The 16,157-nt window shown below is 72.0% G+C and carries 12 protein-coding genes; 7 read left to right on the top strand and 5 right to left on the bottom strand.

Annotated elements, in window-relative coordinates:
- Nucleotides 1-66 precede the first annotated feature (66 nt).
- The 3 genes from JIG36_RS04385 to JIG36_RS04395 all read left to right on the top strand — a co-directional run bounded on the left by JIG36_RS04385 (nucleotide 67) and on the right by JIG36_RS04395 (nucleotide 1,789).
- Nucleotides 67-453: a response regulator transcription factor gene (locus JIG36_RS04385; RefSeq protein ID WP_236045514.1), complete on the top strand. Its 387-nt coding sequence runs from the start codon at nucleotides 67-69 to the stop codon at nucleotides 451-453.
- 92 nt (nucleotides 454-545) lie between these two features.
- Nucleotides 546-977 carry a DUF6188 family protein gene (locus JIG36_RS04390; RefSeq protein WP_203374656.1) on the top strand — a complete coding sequence of 144 codons (432 nt, stop codon included), beginning with the start codon at nucleotides 546-548 and terminating at the stop codon, nucleotides 975-977.
- Nucleotides 978-1,039: 62 nt separating this feature from the next.
- Nucleotides 1,040-1,789 carry an aspartate/glutamate racemase family protein gene (locus JIG36_RS04395; protein WP_203374657.1) on the top strand — a complete coding sequence of 250 codons (750 nt, stop codon included), beginning with the start codon at nucleotides 1,040-1,042 and terminating at the stop codon, nucleotides 1,787-1,789.
- 69 nt (nucleotides 1,790-1,858) lie between these two features.
- Here JIG36_RS04395 and katG read toward each other — a convergent pair whose 3' ends face one another.
- From katG to JIG36_RS04410, 3 genes are all read right to left on the bottom strand, one after another.
- A complete protein-coding gene (gene katG, locus JIG36_RS04400) occupies nucleotides 1,859-4,096 on the bottom strand; it encodes a catalase/peroxidase HPI (RefSeq protein ID WP_203374658.1) in 2,238 nt (745 codons plus the stop codon).
- Nucleotides 4,093-4,515: a Fur family transcriptional regulator gene (locus tag JIG36_RS04405; RefSeq protein WP_203374659.1), complete on the bottom strand. Its 423-nt coding sequence runs from the start codon at nucleotides 4,513-4,515 to the stop codon at nucleotides 4,093-4,095. Before JIG36_RS04405 ends, katG begins: the two co-directional genes overlap by 4 nt.
- 109 nt (nucleotides 4,516-4,624) lie before the next feature.
- Complete coding sequence (locus JIG36_RS04410; RefSeq protein WP_203375015.1) at nucleotides 4,625-5,236, bottom strand: MBL fold metallo-hydrolase; 612 nt, start codon at nucleotides 5,234-5,236, stop codon at nucleotides 4,625-4,627.
- A gap of 56 nt (nucleotides 5,237-5,292) precedes the next feature.
- Here JIG36_RS04410 and JIG36_RS04415 point away from each other — a divergent pair, with 56 nt between their 5' ends.
- The 3 genes from JIG36_RS04415 to JIG36_RS04425 all read left to right on the top strand — a co-directional run bounded on the left by JIG36_RS04415 (nucleotide 5,293) and on the right by JIG36_RS04425 (nucleotide 8,039).
- Entirely contained in the window at nucleotides 5,293-6,072 is a 780-nt protein-coding gene (locus tag JIG36_RS04415; RefSeq protein ID WP_203374660.1) for an alpha/beta hydrolase, read from the top strand.
- Entirely contained in the window at nucleotides 6,072-6,902 is an 831-nt protein-coding gene (locus JIG36_RS04420; protein WP_203374661.1) for a sigma-70 family RNA polymerase sigma factor, read from the top strand. Before JIG36_RS04415 ends, JIG36_RS04420 begins: the two co-directional genes overlap by 1 nt.
- A gap of 72 nt (nucleotides 6,903-6,974) precedes the next feature.
- Nucleotides 6,975-8,039 carry a DUF808 domain-containing protein gene (locus JIG36_RS04425; protein WP_203374662.1) on the top strand — a complete coding sequence of 355 codons (1,065 nt, stop codon included), beginning with the start codon at nucleotides 6,975-6,977 and terminating at the stop codon, nucleotides 8,037-8,039.
- On the opposite strand, the gene JIG36_RS04430 is transcribed toward JIG36_RS04425, so the two are convergent.
- Nucleotides 8,036-10,237, bottom strand: a complete 2,202-nt coding sequence (locus JIG36_RS04430) for a putative bifunctional diguanylate cyclase/phosphodiesterase (RefSeq protein ID WP_307872567.1) — start codon at nucleotides 10,235-10,237, stop codon at nucleotides 8,036-8,038. The two genes, JIG36_RS04425 and JIG36_RS04430, sit on opposite strands and share 4 nt — an antisense overlap.
- A gap of 112 nt (nucleotides 10,238-10,349) precedes the next feature.
- Between JIG36_RS04430 and JIG36_RS04435 the strand changes: the two genes are divergently transcribed.
- The gene (locus JIG36_RS04435) at nucleotides 10,350-15,272 is read left to right on the top strand and encodes a diguanylate cyclase (RefSeq protein WP_203374663.1); all 4,923 of its coding nucleotides are present in this window, start codon (nucleotides 10,350-10,352) and stop codon (nucleotides 15,270-15,272) included.
- Between the two features lie 10 nt (nucleotides 15,273-15,282).
- On the opposite strand, the gene JIG36_RS04440 is transcribed toward JIG36_RS04435, so the two are convergent.
- The gene (locus JIG36_RS04440) at nucleotides 15,283-16,101 is read right to left on the bottom strand and encodes an SGNH/GDSL hydrolase family protein (RefSeq protein WP_203374664.1); all 819 of its coding nucleotides are present in this window, start codon (nucleotides 16,099-16,101) and stop codon (nucleotides 15,283-15,285) included.
- Nucleotides 16,102-16,157: the final 56 nt, after the last annotated feature.

Here is a 16,157-nt window from a genome sequence, read left to right on the forward strand (position 1 = left end):
GTTCCGGGGCTCGCCGCCGTCGATCTACCGGGCAGTTGCGACACACCCCCGGATCGAGGAGCAGCCATGAACATGACGACCACCGCGCCCGTCGTGCTGATCGCCGAGGACGACGAGGACATCCGCGACCTCATCGCGTGGAAGCTCGAGGTCGCCGGGTTCCGCACGCTGCACGCCGCCAACGGCCGGACCGCGGTCGAGCTGGCCGCCGCGCACCGGCCCGACGCCGCTGTGCTCGACATCAACATGCCGGCCATGGACGGCCTCGAGGTCTGCGAGAACCTGCGCCGCGACGCCGGCACGGCCACCATTCCGGTGCTGTTCCTCAGCGCCCGCGTCAACGACAGCGACATCGAGCTCGGCTACTCGGCCGGAGCCGACGACTACATGATCAAGCCGTTCAACCCGCAGGAGCTGCTGCGCCGCCTGTCCGGCCTGCTCGCCGCCGCCTAGGAATCTTTTCGGGACCTTTAAGGCCCCGTTATGAAAACCCTGGATACGTTCCTGCTCGACACAGACACGGGGACGCTCCGGGGAGGTAAAAGATGTTGCCGGTCATGGTCACCGACATGGGCGCCGGGCGGCGCCCGCGCCAGGGACGATCGCTCGAGCTTCTCGCGGGCCGGCGACTGGAGTTCGTCCGCCTGGGTCACCATTTTGTGCTGAGCTTCACCGGCGGCGGCCAGGTGCTGGTCGAGACCGCCGTGCAGCTCGCCGCCCCCGGCGCCGGCCGCATCATCGTCGAGCCCGGCGAACATCCCTCGGACGACCTGGCCACCCTGCTCGGTGACGAGGTGCGAGCGGCCCGCACCGGTGAGGCGGGCGAGTTGACGATCTCTTTCACGAGCGGCGCCGAGCTGCTGATCTGCCCCCACGCCGACGTCGAGTCGTGGGCGGTGACGTCCCCCGACGGCTTCCTGATCGTCTGCCTGGCCGGCGGCGAGATGGCCACCTGGGGCGACCACCAGGAGAGATGAAGATCGACAGCCGCGGTCCGGCCCCTGTTCACTGAGGTGACAAGCTCGGCGGAAGGCGGACCATGGCACGGATCCTGCTCATCGACCCTCTCGGCACCGACATGCACGCCGAGCGCGACCGGCGTATCGCGCAGGCCGCGGTCGGCCCGGACACCGAGGTGGTCGTCCGCCATCTCCCCGAGCTTCCGGTCAGCGCCTATCTGCCGGCCGAGGACGTGTTGATCTCCCCGCTGCTCCGGGCGGTGCGCGAGGGAGACGAGGAGGGCTTCGACGCGATCGGGATCGCCTGCGCGTCCGACCCGGCCGTCCGCCAGGCCAAAGAGCTGGTCGCCACGCCGGTGACCGGGCCCTTCGAGGCGGCGGCCCGGATCGCGCCATCGTTCGGCCGGTTCTCCGTGCTCTATCCGGGCGTCGCCTCCGGGCCGGGTGAGAACCTGCCGCAGGACGCGAACTGGATCCGGCGCCTGGCCCGCGACTACGGTGTTCTCGACCTGCTCGGCCCGAGCGCCCCGGTGCCGGTCGAACGGCCCGGTGACGAGGTCGACTCCGAGCGCGGACTTGACCCCGCGGAACGGGCACGCATCACGGGCGAGCAGGTGCTGGCGAACATGACGGCCGCGATCCGTACCGCCGGCCCGGCCATCGCCGAACGCGTCTGGCGCGACGGGGAGGCCCAGGCGATCTTTGTCGCGTGCACGTTCTGGTCGAGCGAGCTCGATCCCATCCGCAAGGCCGTACCGGTGCCGGTTCTCGACCCCATCCGGACGCTCGCGCGCTATACCGCGCTGCTCGGAGCCACCGTCAACCACTGACGTGGCAACCGACAAGAAAAGCCCGCCACGGGCCGTAGCGGCTCGCGGCGGGCTTCCCTGATGGGTGGATCAGGCCAGGTCGAAGCGGTCGGCGTCCATGACCTTCGTCCAGGCGGCGACGAAGTCGGTGACGAACTTCTCGGTCGCGTCGGCGCTCGCGTAGACCTCGGCCAGGGCCCGCAGCTGCGAGTTCGAACCGAAGATAAGGTCGACCGCGGTGGCGGTCCACTTCACCGAGTCGGTGGCGAGGTCGCGGATCTCGTACAGGTGCTCGCCGCTCTCGGCCGCCTTCCAGCGGGTGCCCGGGGAGAGCAGGTTGGCGAAGAAGTCGTTGGTGAGCACACCCGGCTTGTCGGTGAGCACGCCGTGGGCGCTGCCGCCGACGTTGTTGCCGAGCGCGCGCAGGCCACCGACCAGGACCGTCATCTCGGGCGCGGTCAGGTTGAGCATGTAGGCGCGGTCGATGAGCAGCACCTCGGGCTGGGTCTTCTCGCCCGGCCGCAGGTAGTTGCGGAAACCGTCGGCCCGGGGCTCGAGGACGGCGAACGACTCGACGTCGGTCTGCTCCTGGGTCGCGTCGGTGCGGCCGGCGTGGAACGGCACGGTCACCTTGACGCCGGCGTCGAACGCCGCCTTCTCGACCGCGGCCGAACCGGCCAGCACGATCAGGTCGGCCAGCGAGATCTGCGCGCCGCCGGCGGCGTTGAACTCCTGCTGGATGCCCTTGAGCTTCTCGACCACGGGCGCCGCCGCGGCGTTGACCTCCCAGCTGCGCTGGGGCTCGAGGGCGATGCGGGCGCCGTTCGCGCCGCCGCGCTTGTCGGTCGAGCGGAACGAGGCGGCCGAGGCCCACGCGGTCGAGACCAGCTCGGCCACGGACAGGCCGGAGTCGAGCACCTTGGCCTTGAGCGCGGTGACGTCGGCCTCCGAGACCAGCGCGCCCTCGACGGCGGGAACCGGGTCCTGCCAGAGCTGCGGCTCGGCCACCCACGGGCCGAGGAAGCGGCTGACCGGGCCCATGTCACGGTGCAGCAGCTTGTACCAGGCCTTGGCGAACGCCAGCCGGAACTCGTCCGGGTTCTCCAGGAAACGGCGCGAGATCCGCTCGTACGCCGGGTCGACCCGCAGCGACAGGTCGGTGGTGAGCATGGTCGGCCGGTGCTTCTTCGACGAGTCGTACGCGTCGGGAATGATCTCGTCCGTGGTCTTCGCGACGTACTGCTTGGCGCCGCCGGGGCTCGTGGTGAGCTCCCACTCGTAGCCGAACAGGATCTCGAAGAACCGGTTGCTCCACTGGGTCGGCTTGTCGGTCCAGGTGACCTCGAGGCCGGAGGTGATGGTGTCCTTGCCCTTGCCGCTGCCGTGGGTGCTCAGCCAGCCCAGGCCCTGCGTCTCGAGCTCGGCGCCCTCGGGCTCGGGGCCGACGTGGTTGTCGGCGATGCCCGCGCCGTGGGTCTTGCCGAAGGTGTGGCCGCCGGCGATCAGCGCCACGGTCTCCTCGTCGTTCATGGCCATGCGGGCGAACGTCTCGCGGATGAAGTGCGCTGCCGCTGCCGGGTCGGCACTGCCCTTCGGTCCCTCGGGGTTGACGTAGATCAGGCCCATCTCGGTGGCGCCGACGCCCTCGGTCATGGTGCTCTCGGTGGCGTAGCGCTCGTCGCCGAGCCAGGTGTCCTCGGGGCCCCAGAAGATCTCCTCGGGCTCCCACACGTCGGGGCGGCCGAAGCCGAAGCCGAAGGTCTCGAAGCCCATCGACTCCAGGGCGACGTTGCCGCCGAGCACCAGCAGGTCGGCCCACGAGATCTTCTGGCCGTACTTGGCCTTGACCGGCCAGAGCAGGCGGCGCGCCTTGTCGAGGTTGGCGTTGTCGGGCCAGCTGTTGAGCGGGGCGAAGCGCTGCCCGCCGTCACCGGCGCCGCCGCGGCCGTCCTGGATGCGGTAGGTGCCCGCGGCGTGCCACGACATGCGGATCATCAGACCGCCGTAGTGACCGAAGTCGGCCGGCCACCAGTCCTGCGAGGTGGTGAGAACCTCGGCGATGTCGCGCTTGAGGGCCTCGACATCGAGCTTGGCGAACTCCTTGGCGTACTCGAAGTTCTCGCCGAGCGGGTTGCCCTTGGAGGAGTGGGCGTGCAGCACCGACAGGTCGAGCTGGTTGGGCCACCAGTCCCGGTTCGTACGGGGGCGGCCGCCGGTCTTGGGGGTGGGCGAATCGATCGCCGGGTTCTCGCTCTCGCTGCCGTGCGCGGTCACGGAATCGTGCGCGACCGGGCAGCCGGAGGCCTTCGGGTCTTGGGCGTCGCTCATGATTTTCCTTCCGAACAGTCGGGACAGGTGCCCCAATAGACGACCTCCGCCTCGTCGATCACGAACCCGTGAGCGTCGGAGGCGGTAAGACAGGGAGAGTGACCGGCGGCGCAGTCCACGTCGGCGATGGCCCCGCACGAGCGGCACACGGCGTGGTGGTGGTTGTCCGCCACCCGCGTCTCGTAACGGGCGGTCGCGCCGGCCGGCTCGATCCGCCGGATCAGGCCCGCCTCGGTGAGCGCGCGCAGCACGTCGTAGACCGCCTGGTGGGAGACCGTGGGAAGGTCAGACCGCACCAGCGAGATCACCGTGTCGGTGTCGACGTGCGGGTGGTCCCGAAGCGCCGCGAGCACCGCCGGCCGGGGCCGGGTCACGCGCAACGATACCGCCCGCAGCCGCGCCGCGAGGTCGGACGTCACGGGGAAGACCTTAGACCCCTAATCTGGAACAGATCAAGTTTTGCTCCCCTGTCTTGGCCGCGTGTTCACCTCACCCCACGCTCGGCGGAACAGGGCGTCGTCTCGACGCTCAGGACAGGTTGCTGCGCTCGGCCTCGATGGCGGTGTCGTCGCCGTGGCCGGTGTGCACCACCGTCTCGCCGGGCAGGACGAACAGGGTGGCCCGGATCGAGGCGACGATCTGGTCGGCGTCGGAGTAGGAGCGGCCGGTGGCGCCGGGGCCGCCCTGGAAGAGGGTGTCGCCGGTGAAGACGCAGCCCAGGTCGGACGAGTAGAGGCAGACAGCGCCGGGCGCGTGGCCGGGCGTGTGCAGGACGGTCAGCGCCGTGCCGCCGACCTCGATCTTCTCGCCGTCGGCCAGGTCTCTGTCCCAGGCGACGTCTGTGCCGTGGGTGAGCTCCCACAGCGGCCGCTCGGCCGGGTGCAGCAGGATCGGGGCGCCGGTGCGGTCACGCAGGGCGGGCGCGACGCGGACGTGGTCGTCGTGCGCGTGGGTGCAGACGATCGCCCGTACCTCCCGCTCCCCCACCACCGCCATGATCGCGTCCACGTCGTGCGGCGCGTCGATCACCACGCACTCGCTGTCGTCGCCGACCACCCAGATGTTGTTGTCGACGTCGAAGGTCTGCCCGTCGAGGCTGAAGGTGCCGGACACGACGGCGTGGTCGACGCGGGAACTCAGCTGCATGCCGGTCACCCTACCGATTCCTTTCCGGCCCCTTCCCGGTCTGTACCGGCATGACGACAACGACCGACCTCAACCGGCGGCTGTGGCAGGAACGGGCCGCCGGCGACGACACCCGGGCCTGGGAGTCGCTCACGACCGAGCCCACGGGCCTGGACGAGCAGATGAGCGACCTGGGCCTGTGGCTGCGCCCGCCCGGCGCCCCGGGCGACTCCGTGCTGGTGGCCGTCCACGGCGGCGGCTTCGTCAGCGGGTCGATCGCCACCCACCGGCGCATGTTCGGCCATCTCGCGCTCGCCGCCGGCCGGAACACGCTGGTCGTGGAGTACGGGCTGGTGCCCGCGCACGTCTTCCCGGCCCAGCTCGACCAGCTCGGCGTGATCTACCGGGCGCTGCCGGGCCGGGTCGCGATCGCCGGTGACTCGTGCGGCGCCACCCTCGCGCTCGGTCTGGCGCTGCGCGAGGACCCGCCGGAGGCCCTGGTGCTGTTCTCGCCGTGGGTCGATTTCACCGGTGAACGTGCCACCACCGGCGACCCGTTCTTCACCGCGGAGCTGATCCAAGGCCTCGCCGCCGCCTACCTGGCCGGCGCCGAGGATCCGTACGATCCGTCCCGGGCCGACCTGGGCAAACTGCCACCGACCTATGTGCAGGTCGGCGGCGACGAGGCCCTGCTCGCCGACGCCCGGCTGCTGGCGGCGCGGGCTCCCCAGGTGGTGCTGGACGAGTTCCCGGGCCAGCTGCACACCTTCCAGATGGCGGCCGGCAACTCCCCGGTGGCCGACGACGCGATCGCGAGGGCGGGACGATGGCTGCGCCGCACACTGGGCTGATGACCACCGCGTTCACCGACGCCGCCGAGCCGTTGCGGCGCGAGCTGACCGGGCACTGCTACCGCATGCTGGGGTCGTGGGACGAGGCCGAGGACGCGGTGCAGGAGACCTACCTGCGGGCCTGGCGGGCGTGGGACCGGTTCGAAGAGCGTTCCTCCGTACGCACGTGGTTGCACCGCATCGCCACCAACGTCGCCCTGTCCGCGATCGACAAGCGCCGGCAGGACCCGCCGCCGGCCGAGGTGTTCCCGGTCCAGCCGTACGCCGATGACCGTGACGACCTGCGCCTGGCCTTCGTCGCCGGGCTGCAGACCCTCACCGCGGGCCAGCGGGCCGTCCTGCTGCTGCGGGATGTGCTCGCCTTCCCCGCGGCCGAGGTCGGCGAGATGCTGGACCTGAGCACGGGCGCGGTCAAGAGCACCCTGCAGCGGGCCCGCGCCCGCCTGGCCGAGGTGGCGCCCCACCCCGACGACGTCGTCGAACCTCGCAGCCCCCAGGCGCAACGGCAACTGGAGGCGTACATGACCGCGTTCCGGACGGCCGACGTGAGCGGACTGGCCGCCCTGCTGCGCCGCGACGCCGTCCTCGATCTGCGGCCCCAGGGTGACCGGTTCGACGGCGTCGCGAGCTGCCTGCCGGTGCTGACCGCGGCCGTGGGTGAGCCGGGCGAATGGCGGATGGAACCGGTGGTGGCCAACGGGCAGCCGGCGGCCCGCGTGCACCAGTGGGGCGAGCCGATGGGGGTGGCGGTGCTGGACTGCCGGACGGACGGGATCGCGGGGATCCGGGTGTTCTGGGACCCGCCGCTGACCGGCCGCTTCGGCACCTGACATGCCCCGGGTCGGCGCCGTGGGCGACAATGAGCCGGCACGGACACTGACCGACCCCTGGAAGGACTCGCCTTGGCCGGTGGACTCGTAGCCCTGCTGGACGATGTGGCGGTGCTGGCCCGCGCCGCGGCCGCCTCCATCGACGACGTCGGGGTGGCCGCCGCGAAGGCCGGCGCCAAGGCGGCGGGTGTTGTCATCGACGACGCCGCGGTCACCCCGCAGTACGTGCAGGGGCTGGCCGCCTCGCGCGAGCTGCCGATCATCAAGCGCATCGCGATCGGGTCGCTGCGCAACAAGTTCCTGATCATCCTGCCCGCGATCCTGCTGCTCAGCCAGTTCGTGCCGTGGCTGCTCACGCCGATCCTCATGCTCGGTGGGGCCTACCTGTGCTACGAGGGCGCCGAGAAGGTGTGGGCCAAGGTCTCCGGCCACGCCGCGCACGACGACGAAGCCGCCAAGGACGAGAAGACCCTGGTCTCGGGGGCGGTCCGCACCGACCTGATCCTGTCGGCCGAGATCATGGTCATCACCCTGAACGAGGTCATCGACGAGCCGTTCTGGTCGCGCCTGGCCATCCTGGCCCTGGTCGCGCTGGTCATGACCGTCGTGGTCTACGGCGCGGTCGGCCTGATCGTGAAGATGGACGACGCCGGTCTGCGCCTCTCGCAGGGCCCGGGCCCGATCGCCGGGTTCGGCCGGGGCCTGGTCAAGGCGATGCCCAAGGTGCTCACCACACTGACCGTGGTCGGCACGGCCGCGATGCTGTGGGTCGGCGGCCACATCCTGCTGGTCGGCACCGACGAGCTGGGCCTGCACTTCCTCTACGAGGCCGTGCACCACATGGAGGAGGCGGCCCACGACGCCACGGGTGCCCTCGGCGGCGTGGTCGGCTGGCTCGTCAACACCATCTTCAGCGCCATCCTGGGCCTGATCGTCGGCGCACTCATCGTGGTCGTGATGACGTACACGATCCACCGCCGCAAGCCGGGCGCGGAGCACGAGGCGGAGAAGCCCGCGGCGCCGGCCGAGCCGCCCGCGACGCCCGCTGACCAGGCCACGAAGCCGGTCGAGAAGCCCGCGACGTCGGTCGAGAAGGCTGAGAAGCCCGAGGACGCCACGGAGCCGGAGGCGCACTAACGCAGCAACGCGCCCACGAAACGGGTCACGTCGGCGGCCGGTTGGGGCTTCGCATAGAGGAAACCCTGACCGGCCTGGCACCCCAGGGCCCGCAGCTCGTCCGCCTGCGCAGGGCGCTCGATGCCCTCGGCGACGGTGGTCAGCCCGAGGATCTCGGCCAGCCGGATCACCGCCTCGGTGATGGCCGAGCCCTGGCGGGTGCCGTCGAGCTCGGCCACGAAGCTGTGGTCGATCTTCAGGACGTCGACCGGCAGGCGGCTCAGGTACTGCAATGACGAGTAGCCGGTGCCGAAGTCGTCGATCGCGATGCGGATCCCCTTGGAGCGCAGCGTCTCGAGGGCGGGGACGGCGATCCGGTCATCCACAATGGCCGATTCGGTGATCTCCAGGACGAGCCGGGACGGGGACAGGCCGGTGCGCCGCAGCACGCCGAGCACGTCCGGCACGAGCGTACGGTCCTGCAGCTGCCGGGGTGAGAGGTTGACGCTCACATAGAGGTGGTCGGGCCAGGCCTGCACGTCGCGGCAGGCCTGTTCCAGCACGAACAAGCCGACCCCGGTGATGGCGCCGGTGCGTTCGGCGACCGGGATGAAGTCGAGCGGGCCGACGATGCCGCGCACCGGATGGTGCCAGCGCACCAGGGCCTCGGCGCCGAGCGGCTGCCCCGACTCCAGGTCGATCATCGGCTGATAGAGAACGCGCAGCTGGCCGCTCTCCACCGCCTCCTCGAGATCGCGGCCGAGCGCGGCGTCGTCAGCCCGGCGGTCCATCATGCCGGCCTGGTAGAGCACGACGCCGTGCACGGCCGCCCGCTTGGCCTGGTACATGGCGATGTCGGCATGATGGCGTACGTCGTCCGCGGTCTCCCCCGGCACCGCGAGCGCCGCCCCGACGCTGGCCCGCGCGACGACCGCGTGCTCGCCGACCGGGACCGGTGAGCTCGCCGCGGTCGCGAGGATCCGCCTGGCCAGCGCCAGCGCGTCGGCCGCCTCGGTGACTTCACGCTGCAGGATGACGAACTCGTCGCCGCCCACCCGGCAGGCCACATCGGTTCCTCGTACGGACCGTCGCAGCACCGAGGCGAACTCGACGAGCAGCATGTCCCCCGCCCGGTGTCCGTAGGTGTCGTTGACCGCCTTGAACCCGTCGAGGTCGACCAGCAGCAGCGCGATCGGCTCGCCCCGGCGCACCGCCCGTACGAGCTGCCGGTCGAGCCCGACCCGGTTGGTGAGCCCGGTGAGCGGGTCGCTCGTCTCGTGTTGCCGGCTCTCCCGCAGCGAGACGATCTGGCGCAGCGTGACCCCGGCCGTCACCACGATCAGGCCGAGCACGAGCCCGCCCCACGTGAGGAGCTGACCATGCCGCACGGTCACGACGATCATCAGGGCGAGGCCGAGGGCGACGGCGGCGTTGGGCAGGTAGGAGAACCACTCGGCGCCCCACTGGCGCCGCATGACGGCGGCCTGCTGCCCGCCCCGTTGCGCCACGGCGGCCTGCCAGAGCGAGGCGAGCGCGACGCACAGGGCGGCCAGGGCCCCCATCATCGTGGCCGCGAGGGGCCCGGTCGTGTGGTTGCCGTCGTCGCCGATCGCGTTGAACCCGGCGTCGGCCAGCAGGAAGACGCTCAGGCCGCCGACCAGAAGCGTGAGCGGCGGACTGGACGCGTTGAGCCCGCCGCGCAGCACCACGGCCGCGATACCGATGAGCAGCAGCAGGTCGCCCAGCGGGAAGCCGACGGTGAGCGGCCAGTGGGCCCAGTCATGCTCGGCCAGGTGCGGGCGCAGCACGAAGTACCAGACGAACATGAAGCCGCAGCCCAGCACCGCCAGGGTCTCGCCGACCAGGCCGGCCAGGGCCCAGCCGCGCAGGGCCTGGGCCGGGAACGTGAGGGCGGCCAGGGCGAACGTGGCGTACATGGCCATGCCGCAGGCCGAGCCCAGCCAGAACTGCCCCGACCCCATGGCCGTGTTGGTGGCGACGATGAGCCCCTGACCCGCGGCGACCATCAGCCACGCCGTGCGGTTGCCGCCGCGCGACGCCCGTACGGCGCAAACGCCACCCACCAGGTTGAGCGTGACCATGCAGGCGAACGTCAGCGGTTGCCGCGCGCCGGGCAGCAGGGCGGCGCCGGTCTGGGCGGCCAGGACGAAGACGAACAGGCCGCACGCGGCCCTCGCGGGGGCGGTCCATCGGCTCACGTTCTCTATCTAAAACGTGGTTTCCTCACGCTGCGCCGGTTCGGACCGATCAGGTAGTTAGCGCAGCCCGCGGTCGAGGCGGGACGGGTGAGGCGGGCGGTGACGGATGGGCGTGGAGAGCAGGGAGGGGCAGCCCCCGGAGCTGTCCACAGCCGGCTCCTACCACGCCGTGCTCTCGTCGACCGAACGCACCGTGGTCAAACGGGTCTACCTGGCCGACGGCGAGACCAGCGTGATCTGGAAGGAGTACTACGGCGCGAGCGGCCCGATGCGCCGGCGCCGGGAACACGCCCTGCTGCAGCGGCTGGCCGGGATCCCCGGGGTGGGCCGCCTGGCCGCCTGGACCCACCCGGACGCCGAACTGCTCGTCGACGAGGGCGGGCGGACCCTGGCCTACGCCGCCGCGGCGCGCGAGATCAGCCTGGGTGACGTTCCCCGGCTGGCGCACCGGCTGGCCCGGATCATCGCCGGCATGCACGCCCGCGGGGTGGTGCACAAGGACATCAACCCGGTCAACATCGTGCTCGACGACACCGGCCGCCCGGTGCTCGTCGACTTCGACGTGGCCAGCCTGTTCAGCGAGGACCAGACCGCCTTCAACGACCTGCGCGAGATCGAGGGCACGCTGGCCTATCTGCCGCCGGAGCAGACCGGGCGCACCGGCCTGCCGGTCGACCACCGGGCCGACCTCTACGCGCTCGGCGCGACCCTCTACGAGGTGGTGGCCGGGCGCCCGCCGTTCGTGCACGACGACGACCTGCAGCTCGTCCGGGACCTGCTGCTGCGCGTGCCGGCGCCGCTGACCGAGCTGCGTCCCGAGACCCCGCCGATGCTGTCGGCGGTCGTGGCCCGGCTGCTGGAGAAGGAGCCGGACCGCCGCTATCAGAGCGCCGAGGGGCTGGCTCACGACCTGGCCCGGCTGTGCGACCTGCCCGAGGTCGCGTTCCCTCTGGGTGAGCGCGACTTCCCGTTGCGTCTGACCGCGCCCTCGCTTCTGGTGGGCCGTGACACCGAGGTGATCGAGCTGCGGGCGGCGTGGGAGGAGGCGGTGCTCGGCGGCAAGCGCGGCATCCTCGTCTCGGGCCCGGCCGGCGTCGGCAAGTCCGCTCTCATGAACGCGTTGCGCCGGCCCGTGGCGACGCGTGGCGGCTGGTTCGTGATCGGCCGCGCCGACCCGGCCCGGCTGGGCGCCGCGGCCGGGCCCGTGCTGCGCGCGCTGCGCCGGCTCGGCCGTCTGCTGCTGGCCGAGCCGCAGGAATCCCTGACCGCGCTGCGCACTCCGCTGCTGACCGCCCTCGGCCCGAACGCCGGCCTGATCGCCACGGCCCTGCCCGAGTTCGGCACGCTGCTCGGCGGCGACCACGAGGAACACCCCGAGGCCGAGGACGGCGGGGCCGCCGTACGGATGCGGCAGGCGGTCGTCTCCCTGCTGGCCACCGTGGTGAGCCGGCAACGGCCGCTGCTGATGGCGGTCGAGGACCTGCAGTGGGCCGACCCCACCTCGTTCGACCTGCTCGACGCGATCCTCACCGAGCCGGGCATCGAGGGTGTGCTCGTGGTCGGCACGTTCCGCCCGGGTGAGGCCGACGACGTGAGCGTCGGCCGCTGGGGCGCTGCCGTCCCGGTGCTGCGGCTCGAGAATCTGCCCGCCGAGGCGTCGGCCGACCTGCTGAGCGAGATGCTGCGACTCCCCGGCGGCGACGCCGAACGCCTCGCCGGGCTGCTGTATCCGTGGGCGGCGGGCAACCCGGCCGACACCCTGGAGCTGGCCAACGCGCTGCGCCGCGGCGAGGCGCTGACCCTCGGCGAGCACGGCTGGCGCTGGGACGAGGAACGGATCCGCCGGCAGGCCTCCCGCAGCGACGTGGCCGGGCTGCTGCGCGACCGCGTCGAGCACCTGCCACCCGAAACCCTGCGGCTGCTGCGCGTGCTGGCCCTGCTCGCCGGGGACGAGGTGCCGAACCTCGTCTTCGCGCAGGCGGCCGGCATGGAGCTGACGAAGATGCCGGCGCCGATGTACCCGGCGATGGAGGAAGACTTCATCATCACCACGGTCATCCCGGGCAACGCCGCCGCCCCGGCCCGCCCCGCGTTCCGGCACGAGCGGGTCCGGCGGGCCGTGCTGGCCGGGCTCTCCGACGACGACCGGCGGCGCATGCGGCTGGACATGGCCCGCCGCCTCGCCACCGGACCGGACACCGCGGTGCTGGCCGCCGAGCAGTACCTGGAGGCGGCCGGGCTGGTCACCGAGGCGGCCGAGCGACACACCATGGCCGGTCTGTTCGGTGTGGCCGCGGAGAGCGCCGCCGCGGCCGGCAACCACCAGGCCGCCGACGACTACGCGGCCGCGGCGGTCGAGGCCTACCTGGCGCTGGGCCGGCCGGACGACGACCCCGGCCTGATCGAGGTGCTCGGCCGCCGGCACCGGGCGCTCTATCTGCTCGGGCGCCTCGACGAGGCCGACAGGGTCTACGCCGCGGTGGAGAAAGCGGACCCCGATCCCGTACGCCTGACGTCCGTCGCCGTCGTGCAGCTGAGCAGCCTGGCTCAGCGGTCCCGGCAGCTCGAAGGCCTGGAGCTGGGCCGCCACCTGCTGACCCGGCTCGGCGACGAGCTGCCCGGGCCCGAGTTCGGCCGGCGCATCCCCGAGTTCCTGCGCGAGATCCTGGCCTGGGCCGACCGGCTGGACCTGGCGGCCGACCTGGCCCGGCCCGAGATCACCGACCCGCGCGTGCTCGCCCGGAGCCGCGTCTACGGCAAGCTCATGCCGATGTGCTTCCTGCTCGGCGAGCGGCTGCTGGGCGGCTGGGTGCTGATCCAGAGCTGGCGCATGTGGGTCCGCTACGGCCCGTCGGCGCAGCTCGGCGCCACGCTGACGTCGCTGGGCATGATGCTGCTGCAGAACACCGACGACTACCGGGCGGGCACCCGGATCGGGCGGCACGTGCTCGAGGTCAGCGACCGCCGCGACTACGAGCCGTTCACCTCGCTGGCCCGCTATCGGCACGCGATGCAGCTGCAGATCTGGACCGAGCCGATCGAGGACACCATTGCCGCGCTGCGCCGCAGCTGCGAGGGTCTGGTGCGCGGCGGTGACCTCGAGATGGCCAGCGGCGCCTGGAACGCCATTCTGCTGGGCCAGCTCGAATCGGCGGCCACTGTGGACGAGTACGCCGCCGACATCGAGACGGCACTGGCCTTCGACGCCCGTACGGGAAACGAGTTCTTCGGCGCCGTGGCGGTCGCGCATCGGCAGCTGGCCCGCGCGCTGCAGGGCCGCACGCTGCCGCCCGGCACCCTCGACGACGCGGGCTTCGCCGAGGCCATCCACCTGGCCGGCATGCCACCGCAGGCGCTCACCACCAACGTCTTCCACCTGTGCCGGGCCTTGGCGGCGGCCGTGTTCGGCGACGACGAAGTGCTTCGCCGGCATGCCGACCTGGCCCGGCGCGCCATGGCCGTGCTGCCCGGCTATCTGGCGACCCAGGGTCACGTGCTGTCGTCGCTGGGCCACGTGATCCGCCTGCACACCCTGCCGCCGGAGGAGCGGGCCGACGACCCGGGCACGGCCGAGGTGGTCGCGAGTCTGGAGTGGATGCGCGCCCGCGCCGCCGACTGCCCGGCCAACTTCGGGCACCTCGCGCTGTGGCTGACGGCCGAGGAGGCCTGGCTGCGGGACGATCTCTCCACCGCGTACGTGTCGTTCGACCACGCCGTGCAGGCCGCGCAGACCCGGCAGCGGCCGTGGCACGCCGCGCTGATCCTGGAACGAGCCGCCCGGCTGCACTTCTCGGTCGGCCTGGAGGCCGGCGGGCGGCTGCACATCGCCGAGGCGTTGCGGGTCTACGAGGAGTGGGGCGCGAGCGGCAAGGTGAACCAGCTGCGCGCCGCCCACCCGGCGCTGCGCCCGGTCGAGCGGGTCATCCGGTCGCGGTCGCGGGTCACCGGAGCGCTGCGCTCGGACCAGCTGGACACGATGGCGATCCTGCGGGCGTCACAGGCGCTCAGCTCGGCCACCGACCTGGGCGCGCTGCGGGCGGCCATCGTCGAGCAGCTGACCGCGCTGACCGGAGCGTCCGAAGTGGTGCTCGTGGTGCGCGGCGAGGACGGCGAATGGTTCCTGCCCGGCGGGCCGGACGGGGCGATCAAGCTCGACATCGAGGGCGCCGAGGTCTACGGGCTGCTGCCGGCGAGCGCTGTCCAGTACGCCGTACGCACGCGTGATGTGCTGCTGGTGGAGGACGCGACCCGCGACGACCGGTTCGCCCGCGACCCCTTCCTCAACGGCGCGCAACGCTGCTCGCTGCTGGTCGTGCCGGTGGTGCAGGGTGACGCCCTGCGGGCCGTACTCGTGCTGGCCAACCGCCAGACCAGTGGCCTGTTCACGACCGACCGGTTGGACGCGGTCAAGCTCATCACCGGCCAGCTGGTCGTCTCGCTGAACAACGCCATGCTCTACGCCTCACTGGAAGCCCGGGTCGCCGAGCGGACCCACGCTCTGGCCGAGGCCAACACCAAGCTCGAGGAGCTGAGCGCGACCGACGCGCTGACCGGGCTGGCCAACCGGCGCCGCTTCGAGCAGGCGCTGGCCGCCCACCACGACCGGCTGCGGCACTCCGGGCTGGGATACGCGGTGCTGATGGTCGACGTCGACTTCTTCAAGAAGTACAACGACCGGTTCGGCCACCAGGCCGGCGACGAGTGCCTGCGCAAGGTCGGCGCCGCCCTGGCCGGGACGATCCGGGCCGGCACCGACCTGGCCTGCCGCTACGGCGGCGAGGAGTTCGTCGTCGTGCTCGGCGACGCCGACCCGGCCGTCGCCGGGACCCTGGCCGAGCGGGTGCGCGCCGGCATCCGGGGGCTGCGGATCCCGCACCCGGACGGGCCCGGCGGCTACGTCACCGTCAGCGTGGGTGTGGCCGTGGCGACCGGCGCCGACGACGATGACGTGCTGGGCCGGGCCGACGCCGCCCTCTACGCGGCCAAGGCGGCCGGGCGCGACATCGTGCGGATGGCCGAGCCCGCGCTGGCGTAGCGCCTCACGCCTAGCGCAGGAACGCGTTCTTGGCGGCAGCGAGCCAGAGGGCCTGCCCGGCGGCGTTGGGGTGCACGCCGTCCGGGACCAGCGTGCGCAGCGGCCGCTTGTCCGAGGCGAACTGCCCGAAGGCGTTGATCGTGGTCCAGCCGTTCTCGCGGGCCAGGGCCTCGATGCCGCGCAGCCGCACCGTGTGCGCGTACCGCTGGGTCGTGGTCTTGCCCGGCGTACCCTCGGGGTTCTGGAGGACCGGCACGATCTCGGGGTTGGGCCACTGGGCCGCGAGCTTGTCGGTGAGCCGCCGGTAGGTCGGGTACGCCGTTTCCTTGTCCTCGTTGTGGCTGTAGTTCACGAGGTAGAGGTCGCCACCCTGGGCGGTCAGCTTGTCGAACCGGTCGCCCTGCAGGGCATAACCCGCCTTGGCGCCGCCGACGCTGCCGTTGTAGAACGACAGAGTGAGCCAGCCGTTGCCCTCGGTGAGCACGACCGGAGCGCCGTACGCCTGCTTGTTGTGGTCCCAGAGGCGGTAGGTGGTGCGGTAATCCGGGTAGCGCTGCGCGATCCACGCCGCCAGCTGATAGAACCACTCCGCCTTGTCGTTGCCCGTGGAGTCGCCGAGCAGCGTGATGGTGGCGTTCTCCCAGCCGCGCGACAACCGGTTCATCAGCTGGCCGGGCGCACCCACGGCCAGTTGTTCCGGCGCCGGTGCGGCCTGGTTGGTCGGGCCCGGTTGAGGCGCCGCTTCGGCGTTGCTCTGGGCGTAGACGACGGGCGCAGCGATGATCGCCGTGAGCGCGAGGGCGCCGACGGCGGTGGCACGGAAAGCCATGGAGGGGCGGGCTCCTGGAGCAGTCGGAACGGGTGGATCCTGATCCCGATGAATGC

It is taken from the genome of Paractinoplanes ovalisporus (genome assembly GCF_016834655.1).
Classification (GTDB): Bacteria; Actinomycetota; Actinomycetes; order Mycobacteriales; family Micromonosporaceae; genus Actinoplanes; species Actinoplanes ovalisporus.

Coding starts and splice junctions, on each gene's coding strand:
- katG (WP_203374658.1), bottom strand. CDS start 4,096: ATGAGCGACGCCCAAGACCCGAAGGCCTCCGGCTGCCCGGTCGCGCAC.
- JIG36_RS04420 (WP_203374661.1), top strand. CDS start 6,072: ATGACCACCGCGTTCACCGACGCCGCCGAGCCGTTGCGGCGCGAGCTG.
- JIG36_RS04415 (WP_203374660.1), top strand. CDS start 5,293: ATGACGACAACGACCGACCTCAACCGGCGGCTGTGGCAGGAACGGGCC.
- JIG36_RS04395 (WP_203374657.1), top strand. CDS start 1,040: ATGGCACGGATCCTGCTCATCGACCCTCTCGGCACCGACATGCACGCC.
- JIG36_RS04390 (WP_203374656.1), top strand. CDS start 546: ATGTTGCCGGTCATGGTCACCGACATGGGCGCCGGGCGGCGCCCGCGC.
- JIG36_RS04385 (WP_236045514.1), top strand. CDS start 67: ATGAACATGACGACCACCGCGCCCGTCGTGCTGATCGCCGAGGACGAC.
- JIG36_RS04440 (WP_203374664.1), bottom strand. CDS start 16,101: ATGGCTTTCCGTGCCACCGCCGTCGGCGCCCTCGCGCTCACGGCGATC.